The sequence below is a fragment of the Pseudomonas sp. MIL9 genome, from assembly GCF_016887925.1.
Classification (GTDB): Bacteria; Pseudomonadota; Gammaproteobacteria; order Pseudomonadales; family Pseudomonadaceae; genus Aquipseudomonas; species Aquipseudomonas mohnii.
In genome coordinates this window covers 1-17,506 of sequence record NZ_JAFEHE010000014.1, presented here as the reverse complement: position 1 = coordinate 17,506, position 17,506 = coordinate 1, and the positions used below count along the sequence as shown (strand labels likewise).

Below are 17,506 nucleotides of genomic sequence, written 5' to 3'. Positions count from 1 at the left end.
TATAGATAGCGGCTTTAACCACATCACCGTACTGCTTGACGAAGCCGTAGAGGCTCTCGCCGTACGTCCTGATGGCTGCTATCTGGACGGTACGTTCGGGCGCGGCGGGCACAGCCGGTTGATCCTCAGTCAGCTCGGTCCCGATGGTCGGTTGCTTGGATTCGATAAGGATCCACAGGCGATTGCCACCGGGCAGACGCTAGCGGCCGAAGACGGCCGCTTTGTCGTTGTGCAGCGCAGCTTTGCCGAGCTCGGTTCGGAAGTCGCGGATCGCGGTTTGCACGGCAAGGTCAGCGGCGTTTTGCTCGACCTGGGCGTGTCTTCGCCACAGCTTGACGACCCTGAGCGTGGCTTCAGTTTCCTCAACGACGGTCCGCTGGACATGCGCATGGACCCGTCCCGCGGGATCAGCGCCGCCGAATTCGTCAATACCGCGCCGGTGGAAGAAATTGCCCGCGTGTTCAAGGAATATGGCGAAGAGCGTTTCTCCGGTCGCATGGCCCGTGCCGTGGCCGAGCGTCGTGATATCAAACCTTTCGAGCGTACGGCTGACCTGGCCGAAGTCCTCAAAGTCGCCAACCCGGCGTGGGAAAAGGGCAAGAACCCGGCAACCCGCGCCTTTCAGGGTTTGCGTATTCACGTCAATAACGAATTGGGTGATCTGGAAGCCGGCCTCGAAGCCGCTCTGGACTGCCTGGAAGTGGGCGGTCGTCTGGTAGTGATCAGCTTCCACTCGCTGGAAGATCGCATCGTCAAACTGTTCATGCGCAAACTGGTGAAAGGCGAAGCCGATAACCTGCCGCGCAACCTGCCGGTTCGGCATGTCGCTTTCGAACCGAAAATCAAAATCCATGGCAAAGCGCAGACGGCCTCCGATGCCGAGCTCAAGGCCAACCCACGTTCCCGTAGCGCTGTCATGCGTGTGGCGGAGAAGCTGCGGTGAGCAAGCTTTTCGCCAAGCCACTGCCCGGCGGAAGCTTTTTCATGCTGCTGCTGTTTATCGGCGTGCTCGTGTCGGCGATCGGCGTGTCCTATAGCGCGCACTGGAATCGTCAGTTGCTGAACTCGCTGTACAACGAGTTGAGCGTGCGCGACAAAGCGCAGGCCGAGTGGGGGCGGTTGATTCTTGAGCAAAGCACCTGGACTGCCCACAGCCGAATCGAAGTGTTGGCCACCGAACAACTGAAAATGCACATTCCCGGTGCCGCCGAAGTGCAGATGGTGGCGCCATGATGAAACTCGAAGGCGCACTCTTTCCGTGGCGATTCCGTGTGGTGCTGGGTTTGCTCGGCGTCATGGTGATCGCGATTTGCTGGCGCATCATCGATCTGCAAGTTGTCGACCGTGACTTCCTCAAAGGTCAGGGGGACGCTCGCAGCGTTCGTCATATTCCGATTCCGGCGCACCGCGGCCTGATCACCGACCGCAACGGCGAGCCGTTGGCTGTCAGTACGCCGGTGACCACCCTGTGGGCCAACGCCAAGGAAATGCAGCTGGCCAAAGAGAAGTGGCCCGCGCTGGCCGCTGCGCTGGGGCAAGACCCGAAAGCCCTGGCCGAGCGCCTTGAGGCTCAAGCCAATAAAGAATTCATTTACCTGGTGCGCGGGCTGACGCCTGAGCAAGGTCAGGCGGTGCTCGATCTGAAAGTACCGGGTGTCTACGGCATTGAAGAGTTCCGGCGTTTTTACCCGGCCGGTGAAGTGACCGCCCATATGGTTGGTTTTACCGATATCGATGACCACGGTCGTGAAGGTGTCGAGCTCGCTTATGACGAATGGCTGGCCGGAGTGCCCGGCAAGCGCCAGGTCATCAAGGACCGGCGCGGCAGGTTGATCAAGGATGTTCAGGTCACCAAAAACGCCAAGGCCGGAAAGCCCTTGGCGTTGTCCATTGACTTGCGCCTGCAATATCTGGCCAACCGCGAACTGCGCAACGCGATCATCGAGAACGGTGCGAAGGCCGGTAGCCTGGTGATCATGGACGTGAAGACCGGCGAGATCCTCGCCATGGTCAACCAGCCGACCTACAACCCGAACAACCGCCGCAACCTGCAACCGGCGATGATGCGCAACCGCGCGATGATCGACGTGTTCGAACCGGGTTCGACCATGAAGGCGATCTCCATGAGCGCCGCCATCGAAACCGGGCGCTGGAAGCCGAGCGATACCGTCGAGGTGTACCCGGGCTCCTTGCAGATTGGTAAGTACACCATCAAGGACGTATCCAAGACCGAAGGTCCGGTACTCGACCTGACCGGTATTCTGATCAACTCCAGTAACGTCGGCATGAGTAAGGTCGCGTTCGATATCGGCGGCGAGACGATTTTCCGGCTGGCGCAGAAAGTCGGTCTCGGTCAGGACACCGGCCTGGGTTTCCCCGGCGAACGTGTCGGCAACCTGCCGAACTACCGCGAATGGCGCAAGGCCGAAACCGCCACGCTGTCCTACGGCTACGGTATTTCGGTGACGGCGATCCAGTTGGTTCACGCGTTTTCGGCACTGGCCAACAATGGCCGTCTCGCGCCACTGACCCTGATCAAAACCGACAAGGCTCCGCAAACTACCCAGGTGTTGCCGGAAGCGGTCGCGAAGACGATGCAAGGCATGCTGCAGCAAGTGATCGAAGCCCCGCGCGGTGTGTTCCGGGCTCAGGTGCCGGCATATCACGTGGGCGGCAAGTCGGGTACTGCGCGTAAAACATCGGTGGGCACCAAAGGCTATGCCGAGAACTCCTACCGTTCGCTGTTCGCCGGCTTCGGCCCGATGAGCGATCCGCGTTACGCCATCGTGGTCGTTATCGATGAGCCGACCAAGGCCGGTTACTTCGGTGGTCTGGTATCGGCGCCGGTGTTCAGTCGCGTGATGTCCGGCACCCTGCGCCTGATGAACGTCACTCCGGACAACCTGCCGCCGACTCAACAAGCCAACGCAACGCCGGTTGTTCCACTGAAAGCCAATGGAGGGCGCGGCTGATGTCATTAAGTCTGAACAAGATTTTCCCCCACGCCGGCCACGATCTGTTGATCCGTGAGTTGGCGCTGGACAGTCGTAACGTCCGCGCAGGTGACCTGTTCCTCGCGGTACCGGGCGGAAAATTCGACGGTCGTGCACACATCGCCGACGCTCTGGCGCGCGGCGCTGCCGCGGTGGCTTATGAAGTGGAAGGCGCCACCGTGCTGCCGATCACCGAAGTGCCATTGATTCCGGTCAAAGGCCTGGCGGCACAACTTTCGGATATCGCCGGGCGTTTTTACGGTGAGCCGAGTCATCATCTGAACTTGATCGGCGTGACCGGTACCAACGGCAAAACCAGTGTGACTCAGCTGGTTGCCCAGGCGCTGGACCTGCTCGGCCAGCACTGCGGCATCGTTGGCACCCTGGGTACCGGTTTCTACGGCGCGCTGCAAAGCGGCCTGCATACCACGCCGAATCCAATTGCCGTGCAAGCCACCCTGGCGGACCTTAAAAAGGCCGGGGCCAAGGCCGTGGCGATGGAAGTCTCTTCCCATGGTCTGGATCAGGGCCGTGTGACTGCATTGGCGTTCGATGTGGCCGTGATGACCAATCTGTCCCGGGATCACCTTGATTACCACGGCACCATGCAGGCCTACGGCGACGCCAAGGCCAAGCTGTTTGCCTGGAACGACTTGAAGTGCCGGGTCGTTAACCTTGATGACGACTTCGGCCGGCAACTGGCCGCCGAAAAACGTGAGTCGCGGTTGATTACCTACAGTCTCGAAGACTCCAGTGCCTATCTGTATTGCCGCGAAGCGCAATTCGACGACGAAGGTGTGCGCGCCACTCTGGTTACCCCACAAGGCGAGCACCATCTGCGCAGCGCGCTGCTTGGCCGTTTCAACCTGAGCAACGTGCTGGCGGCGGTTGGCGCCTTGCTCGGCCTGGATTACGCGCTGGACGAAATTCTCAAGGTTCTGCCGAAGCTCGAAGGTCCGGCCGGTCGCATGCAGCGCCTGGGTGGCGGGACTCAGCCGTTGGTCGTGGTCGATTATGCCCACACCCCGGATGCGCTGGAAAAAGTCCTGACAGCCCTGCGTCCGCATGTCAAAGGGCGGCTGCTTTGCCTGTTCGGCTGTGGCGGCGACCGCGATCGCGGCAAGCGTCCGCTGATGGCTGAAGTGGTCGAGCGTCTGGCCGATGGCGTGCTGGTGACCGATGACAACCCGCGCACGGAAGACCCTTCGGTGATCTTCGATGACATCCGCGCCGGTTTCACGGCTGTGGATAACGTGAACTTCGTTTCCGGTCGTGGCCAGGCCATTGCCCAGCTGATTGCCAGTGCCTCGGCGGATGACGTGATCGTCCTGGCCGGTAAAGGTCACGAGGACTATCAGGAAATCAATGGCGAGCGTCACGCCTTCTCTGATCTGGTCGAGGCTGATCATGCCTTGACCGCGTGGGAGGTGGCCCATGCTTAAGGCCTTGAAACTCAGCGAACTGACTGGCGCGTTGAATGCGCGCCTGGTCGGTGCCGATGTCAGCTTCGACGGCGTCAGCATCGACAGTCGCGCGATCAAGCCGGGGCAACTGTTTATTGCGCTGACAGGCCCGCGTTTCGATGGTCATGACTATCTGAATGATGTCGCGGCAAAAGGCGCGGTGGCAGCATTGGTCGAGCGCGAAATTGCCCACAGCACGCTGCCGCAACTGGTGGTCAGCGATACCCGCCAGGCGTTGGGTCAACTGGGCGCGCTCAACCGTGCGGCCTACACCCATCCAGTCGCCGCCGTCACCGGTTCCAGCGGCAAGACCACGGTCAAGGAAATGCTCGCGAGCATCCTGCGTACCCGTGGTCCGGTGCTGGCAACCCGCGGCAACTTGAACAACGACCTCGGCGTACCGTTGACCCTGCTGGAACTGGCGCCGGAGCACACGGCTGCCGTGATCGAACTCGGTGCTTCGCGTCTTGGCGAAATTGCCTACACCGTCGGCATGACCAAGCCGCACGTGGCCATTCTCAACAATGCCGGGACCGCCCACGTCGGCGAGTTCGGCGGGCCGGAAAAAATCGTCGAGGCCAAGGGCGAGATTATTGAAGGGCTCGATGCCGATGGCGTCGCCGTTCTGAATCTGGATGACAAGGCTTTCGACATCTGGAAGGCTCGCGCCGCTGGTCGTAAAGTGCTGACGTTTGCCCTGAGTAACGTTAACGCGGACTTCCATGCGAGCGACCTTGGCCGTGATGCTCGCGGCTGCCCGGCATTCAATCTGCACAGCCCCGAAGGCGTGGAGCACGTTCAACTGAACCTGCTCGGCACCCATAACGTCGCCAACGCCATGGCCGCCGCGGCCGCCGCCCATGCCTTGGGTGTATCGCTGTTCGGCATTGCGACAGGCCTCGGCGCGGTACAACCGGTCAAGGGCCGGACCGTCGCGCAACTGGCCAGCAACGGCATGCGCGTGATCGATGACACTTACAACGCGAACCCCACCTCCATGTGCGCGGCGGTTGATATACTCGCCGGCTTTTCCGGTCGCACCGTTCTGGTGCTCGGAGATATCGGCGAGTTGGGCGATTGGGCGGAGCAGGGGCACCGCGACGTGGGCGAATACGCCCGTGGCAAGGTTTCTGCGCTGTACGCCGTCGGGCCGATGATGGTCCACGCCGTCAACGCCTTCGGTCCTCAAGCCTTTCACTTCAGTACTCAGGCTGAATTGATCAAGGCCCTGGACGCCGAGCAAGACACAAACACCACTATTTTGATCAAGGGCTCGCGCAGCGCCGCGATGGAAAACATCGTTGCCGCCTTGTGCGGGACCCGTCTGGAGAAACATTAATGCTGCTGCTGCTAGCGGAGTATCTGCAACAGTTCTACAAAGGCTTCGCGGTCTTCCAGTACTTGACCCTGCGCGGGATCCTCGGTGTGCTGACCGCGCTGGTTTTGTCGCTGTGCTATGGCCCGTGGATGATCCGCACCCTGCAGAACCGTCAGATCGGTCAATCCGTTCGCAACGATGGTCCGCAATCGCACCTGTCCAAATCGGGCACGCCGACCATGGGTGGTGCACTGATTCTTTCGTCCATCGGTGTCAGCACGCTGCTGTGGGCTGACCTGACCAACCGTTATGTCTGGGTTGTGTTGCTGGTGACGTTGCTGTTCGGCGCCATCGGCTGGGTCGACGACTACCGCAAAGTGATCGAGAAGAACTCCCGCGGCTTGCCAAGCCGCTGGAAGTATTTCTGGCAATCGGTATTCGGCCTCGGCGCGGCGATCTTCCTTTACATGACTGCCGCCACTCCGGTGGAAACCACCCTGATCCTGCCGATGCTCAAGGACTACAGCATTCCGCTGGGCGCAGGCTTCATCGTCCTGACCTACTTCGTGATCGTCGGATCGAGCAACGCGGTCAACCTGACCGATGGTCTCGACGGCCTGGCGATCATGCCGACCGTGATGGTCGGCGGCGGCCTGGGGATCTTCTGCTACCTGTCGGGTAACGTGAAGTTCGCCGAATACCTGCTGATTCCCTACGTACCGGGGGCGGGTGAGCTGATCGTCTTTTGCGGCGCGCTGATCGGTGCCGGCCTGGGTTTCCTCTGGTTCAACACCTATCCGGCCCAGGTCTTCATGGGCGACGTCGGTGCGCTGGCGCTGGGCGCGGCCCTGGGCACCATCGCCGTGATCGTCCGTCAGGAGATCGTCCTGTTCATCATGGGCGGCGTGTTCGTGATGGAGACCCTGTCAGTCGTCATTCAGGTTGCCTCTTTTAAACTGACCGGTCGCCGTGTATTCCGCATGGCGCCGATTCACCACCACTTTGAACTCAAGGGCTGGCCCGAGCCGCGCGTGATCGTCCGTTTCTGGATCATCACCGTGATTCTCGTGCTGATCGGCCTTGCCACCCTGAAGCTGAGGTAGAACGAGTGTCTCTGATCGCTTCTGACCACTTCCGCATCGTTGTCGGCCTCGGCAAGAGCGGCATGTCCCTGGTTCGCTTCCTGGCGAACCAGGGCGTCGCCTTTGCCGTGGCCGATACGCGGGAAAATCCACCGGAACTGGCCACGCTCAAGCGTGACTATCCGCACGTGGAAGTGCGTTGTGGCGAGCTGGACGTGGAATTCCTGTGCCGTGCCGACGAGCTCTACGTGAGTCCCGGCCTGGCGCTGGCGACCCCGGCCCTGCAGGCCGCCGCCGCCCGTGGCGTAAAACTGTCCGGCGACATCGAGCTGTTCGCGCGTAACGCGAAGGCGCCGATCGTAGCCATCAGCGGTTCCAACGCGAAAAGCACCGTGACCACCCTGGTCGGCGAGATGGCTGCAGCAGCCGGCAAGCGTGTCGCCGTCGGCGGCAACCTCGGCACACCGGCGCTGGACCTGCTCAGCGATGACATCGAGCTGTACGTGATGGAACTGTCGAGCTTCCAGCTCGAAACCACTGATCAACTCAATGCTGAAGTGGCGACCGTACTCAACATCAGCGAAGACCATATGGACCGCTACAGCGGTCTGCCGGCTTATCACCTGGCCAAGCACCGGATTTTCCGTGGTGCCAGACAGTTCGTGGTCAACCGTCAGGATGCCTTGAGCCGTCCCCTGATGGGCGAGGGGCAGCCGTGCTGGACTTTCGGTTTGAGCAAGCCCGATTTCAAGGGCTTTGGTATCCGCGAGGAAAACGGCGAGAAGTACCTGGCCTTCGAATTCCAGAACCTGATGCCGGTGCGCGAGTTGAAGATTCGGGGCGCCCACAACCAGTCCAACGCCCTGGCGGCCTTGGCGCTGGGGCACGCCGTCGGTCTGCCCTTCGATGCCATGCTGTCGAGCCTGCGTACTTTCGCCGGCCTTGAGCACCGTTGCCAATGGGTCCGCGATCTCGATGGCGTGAGTTATTACAACGATTCCAAAGCCACCAACGTCGGCGCTGCACTGGCCGCCATTGAAGGTCTGGGCGCGGACATCGACGGCAAACTCGTGCTGATCGCCGGTGGCGATGGCAAGGGTGCCGAGTTCAAGGACCTGCGTGATCCCGTGGCGTCCAACTGCCGCGCCGTGATCCTGATGGGTCGCGATTCCGACAAGATCGGTGAGGCCATCGGCGATGCCGTGCCGTTGATTCGTGTCGGTTCGCTGATCGAAGCGGTCGAGCAATGCCGTGCTGTCGCCGAACCGGGCGATGCGGTGTTGCTGTCTCCTGCCTGCGCCAGTTTCGACATGTTCAAGAACTACGAAGACCGTGGTCACCAGTTCGTCCGCGCTGTGGAGGAACTGGCATGAGCCTGAGAAACATCATCAAGCCGTACCCATCCCCGCTGATCACCGGGCGCGGCATTGATCTTGATTTTCCGATGCTCGCCGGTTGCCTGGCCTTGCTCGGTCTCGGGTTGATCATGATTGCCTCGGCATCGACCGAAGTGGCGGCGGTGCAGTCGGGCAGCGCCCTGTATTACATGATTCGCCACCTTATCTACGTCGTACTCGGCCTTGGCGCCTGCATCGTCACCATGATGATCCCGATCGCGACCTGGCAACGCCTGGGTTGGCTCATGCTGATCGGCGCGTTCGGTTTGCTGGTGATGGTGATCATCCCGGGCATCGGCCGTGAAGTGAACGGTTCGATGCGCTGGATCGGCTTCAGCTTCTTCAACGTTCAGCCTTCCGAGATCGCCAAGGTGTTCGTGGTGATCTACCTCGCCGGTTATCTGGTGCGTCGCCAGAAAGAAGTGCGTGAAAGCTGGATGGGCTTCTTCAAGCCATTCATCGTTCTGTTGCCGATGGCCGGCCTGTTGCTGATGGAGCCCGACTTTGGTGCCACCGTCGTGATGATGGGGGCTGCTGCGGCGATGCTGTTCCTCGGCGGAGTGGGACTGTTCCGTTTCTCCCTGATGGTCGTGCTGGCCGTCGGCGCGGTGGTGTTGCTGATCCAGATGCAGCCATACCGAATGGCGCGACTGACCAACTTTGCCGACCCGTGGGCCGACCAGTTCGGTGCCGGTTATCAGTTATCCCAGGCATTGATCGCCTTCGGTCGCGGCGAATGGCTGGGTGTTGGCCTGGGCAACAGCGTGCAGAAACAGTTCTACCTGCCGGAGGCCCACACCGACTTCGTGTTCTCGGTCCTGGCCGAAGAGCTGGGTGCCGTGGGTTCGTTGTGCACGGTGGCGCTGTTCGTGTTCGTCTGTATTCGCGGCATGTACATCGGCTTGTGGGCCGAGAAGGCCAAGCAGTTCTTCGCGGCCTATGTCGCCTACGGTTTGTCGTTCCTGTGGATCGGTCAGTTCCTGATCAACATCGGTGTGAACGTCGGTCTGCTGCCGACCAAAGGCCTGACGCTGCCGTTCCTCAGTTATGGCGGCAGTTCGTTGGTGATCTGCTGTGCCTGTCTCGGCTTGTTGCTGCGCATCGAGTGGGAGAGTCGAACCCACCTGGGCAGCGAGGAGATGGAGTTCCATGAGAGCGACTTCGCCGAGGAGCCGAACCATGGGCGCTAACGTCTTGATCATGGCCGGCGGCACCGGTGGTCACGTGTTCCCGGCGCTGGCCTGTGCGCGTGAGTTCCAGTCCCGCGGTTACACCGTGCACTGGCTCGGTACGCCGCGAGGCATTGAAAACGATCTGGTCCCGGCGGCCGGCATCGAGCTGCATCGGATCAATGCCAGCGGCCTGCGCGGCAAGGGCAAGTTGTCGCTGCTCAAGGCGCCGTTCATGTTGCTCAAGTCGGTCTGGCAGGCACGAGCGATCATTCGCCGGTTGCGGCCGGTCTGTGTCGTCGGTTTTGGCGGTTTTGTGACCGGTCCCGGTGGCGTTGCCGCCAAACTGGCCGGTGTTCCGGTGATCGTTCATGAGCAGAACGCCGTGGCAGGTACCGCCAATCGGTTGCTGGTGCCGTTGGCCGCCCGGGTCTGTGAAGCCTTCCCCGACACCTTTACCCTGTCGGGCAGCCGTCGGACCACCGGTAACCCGGTGCGCCCCGAGCTGTTCCTCGAAACATTGCGACCAGCCCTGGCCGGTCGCAAGGCGCGTTTGCTGATCCTGGGCGGAAGCCTGGGCGCAGAACCGTTGAACAAGTTGCTGCCTGAAGCCCTGTCGCAAGTCGCCGTCGACTTGCGTCCGGAAGTGTTCCATCAGGCCGGCAAAAACCACGATGAAGTGACTGCAGAGCGCTATCGCGCGGCTGGCGTCGAGGCGCAAGTGCAGCCCTTTATCAAAGACATGGCCCAAGCCTATGGCTGGGCCGACCTGGTGGTGTGCCGCGCAGGTGCGCTGACCATCAGTGAACTGGCCGCCGCCGGTCTGCCCTCGATGCTGGTGCCTTTGCCCCACGCGATCGACGATCACCAGACCCGCAACGCCGATTATTTGGCCCGTGAAGGCGCTGCCTTCCTGATGCCGCAAAGAACGACCGGCGCAGCGGATCTTGCCGCGCGCCTGACAGAGGTCCTGATGCAACCACAACGACTCAACGATATGGCTACCGCGGCCCGCCGCCTGGCCAAACCCGATGCCACCCGTAACGTGGTCGATACCTGCCTGGAGGTGGCCCATGGTTGAGAATCAGAAAGCCATGCCACAACCGGAAATGCGCCGCATCCGTCGCATCCACTTCGTCGGAATCGGCGGCGTGGGCATGTGCGGGATCGCCGAGGTGTTGTTGAACCTGGGCTATGAAGTGTCCGGTTCCGACCTGAAGGCGTCGCCAGTCACCGAGCGTCTGGAATCGTTCGGCGCGCATATTTTCATCGGCCATCGCGCCGAAAACGCGGCCACCGCCGATGTGCTGGTGGTATCGAGTGCCGTGAACACGTCCAACCCGGAAGTCGCCACCGCGCTGGAGCGCCGCATTCCAGTGGTGCCCCGTGCAGAAATGCTGGCTGAACTGATGCGCTATCGCCACGGCATCGCCGTCGCCGGTACTCACGGCAAAACCACCACCACCAGCCTGATCGCTTCGGTGTTCGCGGCCGGTGGCCTGGACCCGACGTTCGTGATCGGCGGTCGTCTGAATGCCGCGGGCACCAATGCCCAGCTCGGCACCAGCCGTTACCTGATCGCCGAGGCCGACGAGAGCGACGCGAGCTTCCTGCACTTGCAGCCGCTGGTGGCCGTGGTCACCAACATCGACGCCGACCACATGGCGACCTACGACGGTGACTTCAACAAACTGAAGAAAACCTTCGTCGAGTTTCTCCACAACCTGCCGTTCTACGGTTTGGCGGTGGTGTGCCTGGACGATCCGGTGGTGCGTGAAATCCTGCCGTTGGTCAAACGTCCTACCGTCACCTACGGCTTTGGCGATGACTGCGACGTACGCGCGATCAATGTTCGCCAGCAAGGCATGCAGACCTTCTTCACGGTGCTGCGTCCCGATCGCGAGCCGCTGGATGTCTCGGTCAACATGCCGGGCAACCACAACGTGCTGAACGCACTGGCCACCATCTGCATCGCCACTGACGAAGGTGTCAGCGATGAAGCCATCGTCCAGGGCCTGTCCGGGTTCCAGGGCGTTGGCCGGCGCTTCCAGGTCTACGGCGAGCTGCCGGTAGAGGGCGGCAACGTGATGCTGGTGGACGACTACGGCCACCACCCGACCGAAGTCGCGGCGGTCATCAAGGCGGTACGCGGTGGCTGGCCGGAGCGTCGCCTGGTGATGGTCTACCAGCCGCACCGCTACAGCCGTACCCGCGACTTGTACGACGATTTCGTCAATGTACTGGCCGACGCCAACGTGCTGCTGCTGATGGAAGTCTATCCGGCTGGCGAAGAGCCGATCCCGGGTGCCGACAGCCGCAAGTTGTGCAACAGCATCCGCCAGCGCGGCCAGCTCGACCCGATCTACATCGATCGCGGCGTGGACCTCGCGCCAATCGTCAAGCCGCTGCTGCGCGCCGGCGACATCCTGCTGTGCCAGGGGGCCGGTGACATCGGTGGTCTCGCACCCAAACTGTTGAAGAGTGAGTTGTTCGCTGGTGCCGTTGCGGCGTCAGCCGAGGGGAAGTTGAAATGACTGCTGCCTACGCCAACCTCGTCTCCACCGTCGCGCCGAAAGATTTCGGCCGGGTCGCCGTGCTGTTCGGTGGCAAGAGTGCCGAGCGCGAAGTGTCCCTGAAGTCCGGCAACGCCGTTCTCGATGCGCTGCAAAGCGCGGGTGTGGACGCGTTCGGCCTCGACGTGGGCGATGACCTTCTGCAGCGCCTGTTGAACGAAAAAATCGACCGCGCCTTCATCATCCTCCACGGTCGTGGCGGTGAGGACGGCAGCATGCAGGGCCTGCTCGAATGCCTGGGCATTCCGTACACCGGCAGTGGCATCCTGGCCTCGGCACTGGCCATGGACAAGCTGCGCACCAAGCAGGTCTGGCACAGCCTGGGCATTCCGACGCCACGTCACGCGGTACTGAGCAGCGAGGCCGATTGTATTTCGGCGGCGACGGAACTGGGCTTCCCTTTGATCGTCAAACCGGCCCATGAAGGTTCAAGTATCGGGATGGCCAAAGTGAGTTCCACGTCCGAGTTGATCGACGCCTGGAAAGCGGCCAGTACCTACGATTCGCAAGTGTTGGTCGAGCAATGGATTCAAGGTCCCGAGTTCACCATCGCCACCCTGCGTGACCAGGTGTTGCCACCGATTGCCCTGGGCACGACGCACAGTTTCTACGACTACGACGCCAAGTACATCGCCAACGATACCCAGTACCGCATTCCGTGCGGGCTGGACAGCGCCAAGGAAAAGGAACTCATGGACCTCACGGCGAAAGCCTGTGAGGCGCTGGGTATCGCCGGTTGGGGCAGGGCGGACGTGATGCAGGACGCCGAAGGGCAGTTCTGGTTCCTGGAGGTCAACACTGCACCGGGCATGACCGATCACAGCCTGGTTCCGATGGCGGCCCGTGCCGCCGGTCTGGATTTCCAGCAATTGGTTCTGGCCATCCTGGCTGCGAGCGTTGCCGGCAACACGGCTGGCAACCAAGAGTCGACGCGAGGTTAAGACCATGCAAGGCGCACAGCTCAGACATCAGCCACCCGCTCCCGGCCGCAAGCCGGTGCCTCGGGGTGCCAGCCGAATGGTGGCCAAAGAGCCGATGTCCGTGCGCCTGCCGAAAGCCAATTTTGGTTTTCTCAAAGCCTTGTTCTGGCCGGTGCTGCTGGTTGCATTGGGTTTCGGCACTTACGAAGGCGCGCAGCGTTTGTTGCCATACGCCGACCGGCCGATCACCAAGATCAATGTGCAGGGCGACTTGAGTTACATCAGCCAGCAAGCCGTGCAGCAGCGGATCGCCCCGTACGTGGCATCGAGCTTCTTCACCATCGACCTGGCGAGCATGCGCACCGAGCTGGAGCAAATGCCATGGATTGCCCACGCCGAAGTGCGTCGGGTGTGGCCGGATCAAGTGGTGATCCGCCTGGAAGAGCAACTGCCGGTGGCCCGTTGGGGCGACGAGTCGCTGTTGAACAACCAGGGTCAGGCGTTCACTCCGCGCGAGTTGGCGAACTACGAACACTTGCCTCAGCTGTTTGGTCCACAACGGGCGCAACAGCAAGTGATGCAGCAATACCAGGTGTTGAGCCAGATGCTCAGGCCGCTGGGCTTTTCGATTGCACGCCTGGAGCTGCGTGAGCGTGGCAGCTGGTTCCTGACCACCGGCCCCGGCAGTTCGGGCCCCGGTATCGAACTGTTGCTGGGACGCGGCAACCTGGTGGAAAAGATGCGCCGCTTCATTGCCATCTATGACAAGACGCTCAAAGAACAGATTACGAACATTGCGCGCATCGATCTGCGCTATGCCAACGGCCTCGCTGTTGGCTGGCGGGAACCTGTAGCGCCCACGACAGCCCAACCCGCTGTCGCGAAGAATTAAGAAGAGGCAGGACCCATGGCAAACGTGCAAAGCGGCAAAATGATCGTCGGTCTCGATATCGGCACCTCCAAGGTGGTGGCGCTGGTAGGCGAGGTTGCGGACGACGGCACGCTGGAAATCGTCGGGATCGGTACCCATCCGTCCCGTGGCCTGAAGAAAGGCGTGGTGGTGAACATCGAGTCCACCGTGCAGTCGATCCAGCGCGCGATCGAAGAAGCACAGCTGATGGCGGGTTGCCGCATCCACTCGGCCTTCGTCGGTGTGGCGGGCAATCACATCCGCAGCCTGAACTCCCACGGCATCGTGGCGATTCGTGATCGCGAAGTCAGCTCCGCCGACCTCGAGCGCGTACTCGACGCTGCCCAGGCCGTGGCGATCCCGGCTGACCAGCGCGTGCTGCACACCCTGCCGCAGGATTACGTGATCGATAACCAGGAAGGCGTCCGCGAGCCGTTGGGCATGTCCGGCGTGCGCCTGGAAGCCAAGGTTCATGTGGTCACCTGCGCCGTCAACGCCGCACAGAACATTGAAAAGTGCGTGCGCCGCTGCGGTCTGGAAATCGACGACATCATTCTCGAGCAACTGGCTTCCGCCTATTCGGTACTGACCGACGACGAGAAAGAGCTGGGCGTGTGCCTGGTCGACATCGGCGGCGGCACCACCGACATCGCCATCTTTACCGAAGGCGCGATCCGGCACACCGCCGTGATCCCGATTGCGGGCGATCAGGTGACCAACGACATCGCCATGGCGTTGCGCACTCCGACCCAGTACGCCGAAGAAATCAAGATCCGCTACGCCTGCGCGCTGGCCAAACTGGCTGGCGCCGGTGAAACCATCAAGGTGCCAAGCGTGGGCGACCGTCCACCTCGCGAGCTGTCCCGTCAGGCCCTGGCCGAAGTGGTCGAGCCGCGTTACGACGAACTGTTCACGCTGATCCAGGCCGAGCTGCGCCGTAGCGGCTACGAAGACCTGATCCCGGCCGGCATCGTGCTGACCGGTGGTACGTCGAAAATGGAAGGCGCCACCGAACTGGCCGAGGAAATCTTCCACATGCCGGTGCGCCTGGGCGTGCCACATGGCGTGAAAGGCCTGGATGACGTGGTCCGCAACCCGATCTATTCCACGGGCGTTGGCCTGTTGATGTACGGCCTGCAGAAGCAATCCGACGGCATTTCGTTCTCGGGCATCGGCAGCCGCGACAGCTACAGCAACGAAGAACCGAAAGGCGCGTTGCTCGATCGCATCAAGAGCTGGGTCCAGGGCAATTTCTAAGATTTACCGCAGCACCGTTACACCGTTGTAGATACAGGCAGTAGGCGAAAAACTAGAGAACGTAAAGGAGAGGGAAAATGTTCGAACTCGTAGACAACATCCCCGCAAGCCCGGTTATTAAAGTTATCGGTGTTGGCGGTGGCGGCGGCAACGCCGTGAATCACATGGTCAAGAGCAACATTGAAGGCGTTGAGTTCATCTGCGCCAACACTGATGCCCAGGCGCTGAAAAGCATCGGCGCGCGGACCATCCTTCAACTGGGTACCGGCGTGACCAAGGGTCTGGGCGCTGGCGCCAACCCTGAAGTAGGTCGTCAGGCCGCTCTCGAAGATCGTGAGCGCATTGCCGAAGTCCTGCAGGGCACCAACATGGTGTTCATCACCACTGGCATGGGCGGTGGTACCGGTACCGGTGCTGCGCCGATCATTGCTGAAGTGGCCAAGGAAATGGGGATCCTCACCGTTGCGGTGGTGACCCGTCCGTTCCCGTTCGAAGGTCGCAAGCGCATGCAGATCGCCGACGAAGGCATCCGTCTGCTTTCCGAAAGCGTCGACTCGTTGATTACCATTCCCAACGAGAAGCTGCTGACCATCCTCGGTAAAGACGCCAGCCTGCTGTCGGCTTTCGCCAAGGCTGACGATGTACTGGCCGGTGCCGTTCGCGGTATCTCCGACATCATCAAGCGTCCGGGCATGATCAACGTCGACTTCGCCGACGTACGTACCGTGATGAGCGAAATGGGCATGGCGATGATGGGCACTGGCTGCGCCAGCGGTCCGAACCGTGCGCGTGAGGCGACTGAAGCCGCCATTCGCAACCCGTTGCTCGAAGACGTGAACCTGCAAGGTGCACGCGGCATCCTGGTGAACATCACCGCCGGTCCTGACCTGTCCCTGGGTGAGTACTCCGACGTGGGTAGCATCATCGAAGCCTTCGCTTCCGAGCACGCAATGGTCAAGGTCGGTACCGTTATCGATCCGGACATGCGCGACGAGTTGCACGTGACTGTGGTTGCCACCGGTCTGGGCGCAAAAATCGAGAAGCCTGTGAAGGTCATCGACAATACCGTTCACACCTCGATGGCTTCGCAGCCACAACAGCAAGCCCCTGCTCGTCAGGAAGCGCCAGCGGTGAACTACCGTGACCTGGACCGTCCGACCGTCATGCGCAACCAGGCTCAGGCCGGTGCTGCGGCTGCCGCGAAGATGAATCCGCAAGATGATCTGGATTACCTGGATATCCCGGCATTCCTGCGTCGTCAGGCCGATTGATGAAATGTATCAGGGCTATGAAGGTGATTGGTGTTCAGCAAAGGCGTGGTCTGCTATCATCGCCAGCCTTTGTTGATACCAGTTCGCAATTTGCGCTGAAGCGGCCCAAGCCATGATTAAACAACGCACACTGAAAAATATTATCCGTGCCACAGGTGTAGGTCTGCACTCTGGTGAGAAGGTCTATCTGACCCTCAAGCCTGCGCCTGTCGACACCGGCATCGTGTTTGTTCGTGCCGACCTGGACCCTGCGGTGCAGATCCCTGCCCGCGCGGAAAACGTTGGTGAAACCACGATGTCGACCACCTTGGTCAACGGTGACACCAAAGTGGATACGGTGGAGCACTTGCTCTCGGCCATGGCTGGCCTGGGCATCGATAACGCCTACGTCGAGCTCTCCGCGTCCGAAGTCCCGATCATGGATGGTAGCGCTGGACCCTTCGTATTTCTGATTCAATCGGCTGGCCTGGAAGAACAGGACGCCGCCAAGAAGTTCATCCGTATCCTGCGGGAAGTGACAGTGGAAGACGGCGACAAGCGCGCCACTTTCGTCCCTTTCGAAGGCTTCAAGGTGAGCTTCGAGATCGATTTCGATCACCCGGTTTTCCGTGACCGCACACAAAGTGCAAGCGTGGATTTTTCCAGCACTTCGTTCGTAAAAGAAGTCAGCCGCGCCCGTACCTTTGGTTTCATGAGTGACATCGAGTACCTGCGCAAGCACAACCTCGCACTCGGCGGCAGCGTTGAAAACGCTATTGTGGTCGACGCGGATGGAGTACTGAACGAAGACGGCCTTCGCTATGAAGACGAATTCGTGAAGCACAAGATCCTCGATGCAATTGGTGACCTCTACCTGTTGGGCAATAGCCTGATTGGTGAGTTCAAGGGCTTCAAGTCCGGACATGCATTGAACAACCAGCTGCTGCGCAAGTTGATTGAGCAGACAGATGCTTGGGAAGTCGTGACTTTCGAAGACGCCAGCACTGCACCGATCTCTTACATGCGTCCTGTTGCGGCCGTGTAAGTAAAAAACCTCTCTAGTTTTTTGAAGGCCACCTTTGGGTGGCCTTTTTTATGGTTCTTCACGGAATCCCGGGAAACACAGAAACAAGAACGCCGATTTGATTGATGATGTTCGTGCGAGCAAACACAT

15 protein-coding genes are annotated in these 17,506 nt (G+C 60.9%); all 15 read left to right on the top strand.

Annotation, left to right across the window (positions count from 1 at the left end; genetic code table 11):
- Window position 1 precedes the first annotated feature (1 nt).
- The 15 genes from rsmH (at window position 2) to lpxC (ending at window position 17,377) form a co-directional block, all read left to right on the top strand.
- Complete coding sequence (gene rsmH, locus JQF37_RS16365; RefSeq protein WP_130211265.1) at window positions 2-943, top strand: 16S rRNA (cytosine(1402)-N(4))-methyltransferase RsmH; 942 nt, start codon at window positions 2-4, stop codon at window positions 941-943.
- On the top strand, window positions 940-1,233 hold the full coding sequence (ftsL, locus tag JQF37_RS16360) for a cell division protein FtsL (protein WP_047532978.1): 294 nt from the start codon (window positions 940-942) through the stop codon (window positions 1,231-1,233). The genes rsmH and ftsL overlap by 4 nt, the downstream gene beginning before the upstream one ends.
- Window positions 1,233-2,972: a penicillin-binding protein 2 gene (locus JQF37_RS16355; RefSeq protein WP_177329359.1), complete on the top strand. Its 1,740-nt coding sequence runs from the start codon at window positions 1,233-1,235 to the stop codon at window positions 2,970-2,972. Before ftsL ends, JQF37_RS16355 begins: the two co-directional genes overlap by 1 nt.
- Complete coding sequence (locus JQF37_RS16350) at window positions 2,972-4,435, top strand: UDP-N-acetylmuramoyl-L-alanyl-D-glutamate--2,6-diaminopimelate ligase (protein WP_130211258.1); 1,464 nt, start codon at window positions 2,972-2,974, stop codon at window positions 4,433-4,435. The genes JQF37_RS16355 and JQF37_RS16350 overlap by 1 nt, the downstream gene beginning before the upstream one ends.
- Complete coding sequence (gene murF, locus JQF37_RS16345; protein ID WP_130211257.1) at window positions 4,428-5,795, top strand: UDP-N-acetylmuramoyl-tripeptide--D-alanyl-D-alanine ligase; 1,368 nt, start codon at window positions 4,428-4,430, stop codon at window positions 5,793-5,795. The genes JQF37_RS16350 and murF overlap by 8 nt, the downstream gene beginning before the upstream one ends.
- Window positions 5,795-6,877 carry a phospho-N-acetylmuramoyl-pentapeptide-transferase gene (mraY, locus tag JQF37_RS16340; protein WP_008016698.1) on the top strand — a complete coding sequence of 361 codons (1,083 nt, stop codon included), beginning with the start codon at window positions 5,795-5,797 and terminating at the stop codon, window positions 6,875-6,877. Before murF ends, mraY begins: the two co-directional genes overlap by 1 nt.
- A 5-nt stretch (window positions 6,878-6,882) precedes the next feature.
- A complete protein-coding gene (murD, locus tag JQF37_RS16335; RefSeq protein ID WP_130211256.1) occupies window positions 6,883-8,229 on the top strand; it encodes a UDP-N-acetylmuramoyl-L-alanine--D-glutamate ligase in 1,347 nt (448 codons plus the stop codon).
- Window positions 8,230-8,231: 2 nt separating this feature from the next.
- A complete protein-coding gene (gene ftsW / locus JQF37_RS16330; protein WP_189340507.1) occupies window positions 8,232-9,443 on the top strand; it encodes a putative lipid II flippase FtsW in 1,212 nt (403 codons plus the stop codon).
- Window positions 9,433-10,503, top strand: coding sequence for an undecaprenyldiphospho-muramoylpentapeptide beta-N-acetylglucosaminyltransferase (murG, locus tag JQF37_RS16325; RefSeq protein ID WP_130211254.1), 1,071 nt, complete (start codon window positions 9,433-9,435; stop codon window positions 10,501-10,503). The genes ftsW and murG overlap by 11 nt, the downstream gene beginning before the upstream one ends.
- Window positions 10,496-11,956: a UDP-N-acetylmuramate--L-alanine ligase gene (gene murC, locus JQF37_RS16320; RefSeq protein WP_130211253.1), complete on the top strand. Its 1,461-nt coding sequence runs from the start codon at window positions 10,496-10,498 to the stop codon at window positions 11,954-11,956. Before murG ends, murC begins: the two co-directional genes overlap by 8 nt.
- Complete coding sequence (locus JQF37_RS16315) at window positions 11,953-12,936, top strand: D-alanine--D-alanine ligase (RefSeq protein ID WP_130211252.1); 984 nt, start codon at window positions 11,953-11,955, stop codon at window positions 12,934-12,936. Before murC ends, JQF37_RS16315 begins: the two co-directional genes overlap by 4 nt.
- Window positions 12,937-12,940: 4 nt before the next feature.
- Window positions 12,941-13,807, top strand: a complete 867-nt coding sequence (locus JQF37_RS16310; protein ID WP_103406171.1) for a cell division protein FtsQ/DivIB — start codon at window positions 12,941-12,943, stop codon at window positions 13,805-13,807.
- A gap of 15 nt (window positions 13,808-13,822) precedes the next feature.
- The gene (gene ftsA, locus JQF37_RS16305) at window positions 13,823-15,082 is read left to right on the top strand and encodes a cell division protein FtsA (protein WP_047532946.1); all 1,260 of its coding nucleotides are present in this window, start codon (window positions 13,823-13,825) and stop codon (window positions 15,080-15,082) included.
- Between the two features lie 77 nt (window positions 15,083-15,159).
- A complete protein-coding gene (ftsZ, locus tag JQF37_RS16300) occupies window positions 15,160-16,353 on the top strand; it encodes a cell division protein FtsZ (RefSeq protein WP_130211251.1) in 1,194 nt (397 codons plus the stop codon).
- Window positions 16,354-16,465: 112 nt separating this feature from the next.
- Window positions 16,466-17,377 carry a UDP-3-O-acyl-N-acetylglucosamine deacetylase gene (lpxC, locus tag JQF37_RS16295; protein WP_034149517.1) on the top strand — a complete coding sequence of 304 codons (912 nt, stop codon included), beginning with the start codon at window positions 16,466-16,468 and terminating at the stop codon, window positions 17,375-17,377.
- Window positions 17,378-17,506: the final 129 nt, after the last annotated feature.

What these genes read in the sequence shown, in the direction of transcription:
- ftsZ (WP_130211251.1), top strand. Translation starts at nt 15,160, where the DNA reads ATGTTCGAACTCGTAGACAACATCCCCGCAAGCCCGGTTATTAAAGTT.
- murC (WP_130211253.1), top strand. Translation starts at nt 10,496, where the DNA reads ATGGTTGAGAATCAGAAAGCCATGCCACAACCGGAAATGCGCCGCATC.
- murG (WP_130211254.1), top strand. Translation starts at nt 9,433, where the DNA reads ATGGGCGCTAACGTCTTGATCATGGCCGGCGGCACCGGTGGTCACGTG.
- lpxC (WP_034149517.1), top strand. Translation starts at nt 16,466, where the DNA reads ATGATTAAACAACGCACACTGAAAAATATTATCCGTGCCACAGGTGTA.
- JQF37_RS16315 (WP_130211252.1), top strand. Translation starts at nt 11,953, where the DNA reads ATGACTGCTGCCTACGCCAACCTCGTCTCCACCGTCGCGCCGAAAGAT.
- ftsA (WP_047532946.1), top strand. Translation starts at nt 13,823, where the DNA reads ATGGCAAACGTGCAAAGCGGCAAAATGATCGTCGGTCTCGATATCGGC.
- JQF37_RS16355 (WP_177329359.1), top strand. Translation starts at nt 1,233, where the DNA reads ATGAAACTCGAAGGCGCACTCTTTCCGTGGCGATTCCGTGTGGTGCTG.
- mraY (WP_008016698.1), top strand. Translation starts at nt 5,795, where the DNA reads ATGCTGCTGCTGCTAGCGGAGTATCTGCAACAGTTCTACAAAGGCTTC.
- murF (WP_130211257.1), top strand. Translation starts at nt 4,428, where the DNA reads ATGCTTAAGGCCTTGAAACTCAGCGAACTGACTGGCGCGTTGAATGCG.
- JQF37_RS16310 (WP_103406171.1), top strand. Translation starts at nt 12,941, where the DNA reads ATGCAAGGCGCACAGCTCAGACATCAGCCACCCGCTCCCGGCCGCAAG.
- JQF37_RS16350 (WP_130211258.1), top strand. Translation starts at nt 2,972, where the DNA reads ATGTCATTAAGTCTGAACAAGATTTTCCCCCACGCCGGCCACGATCTG.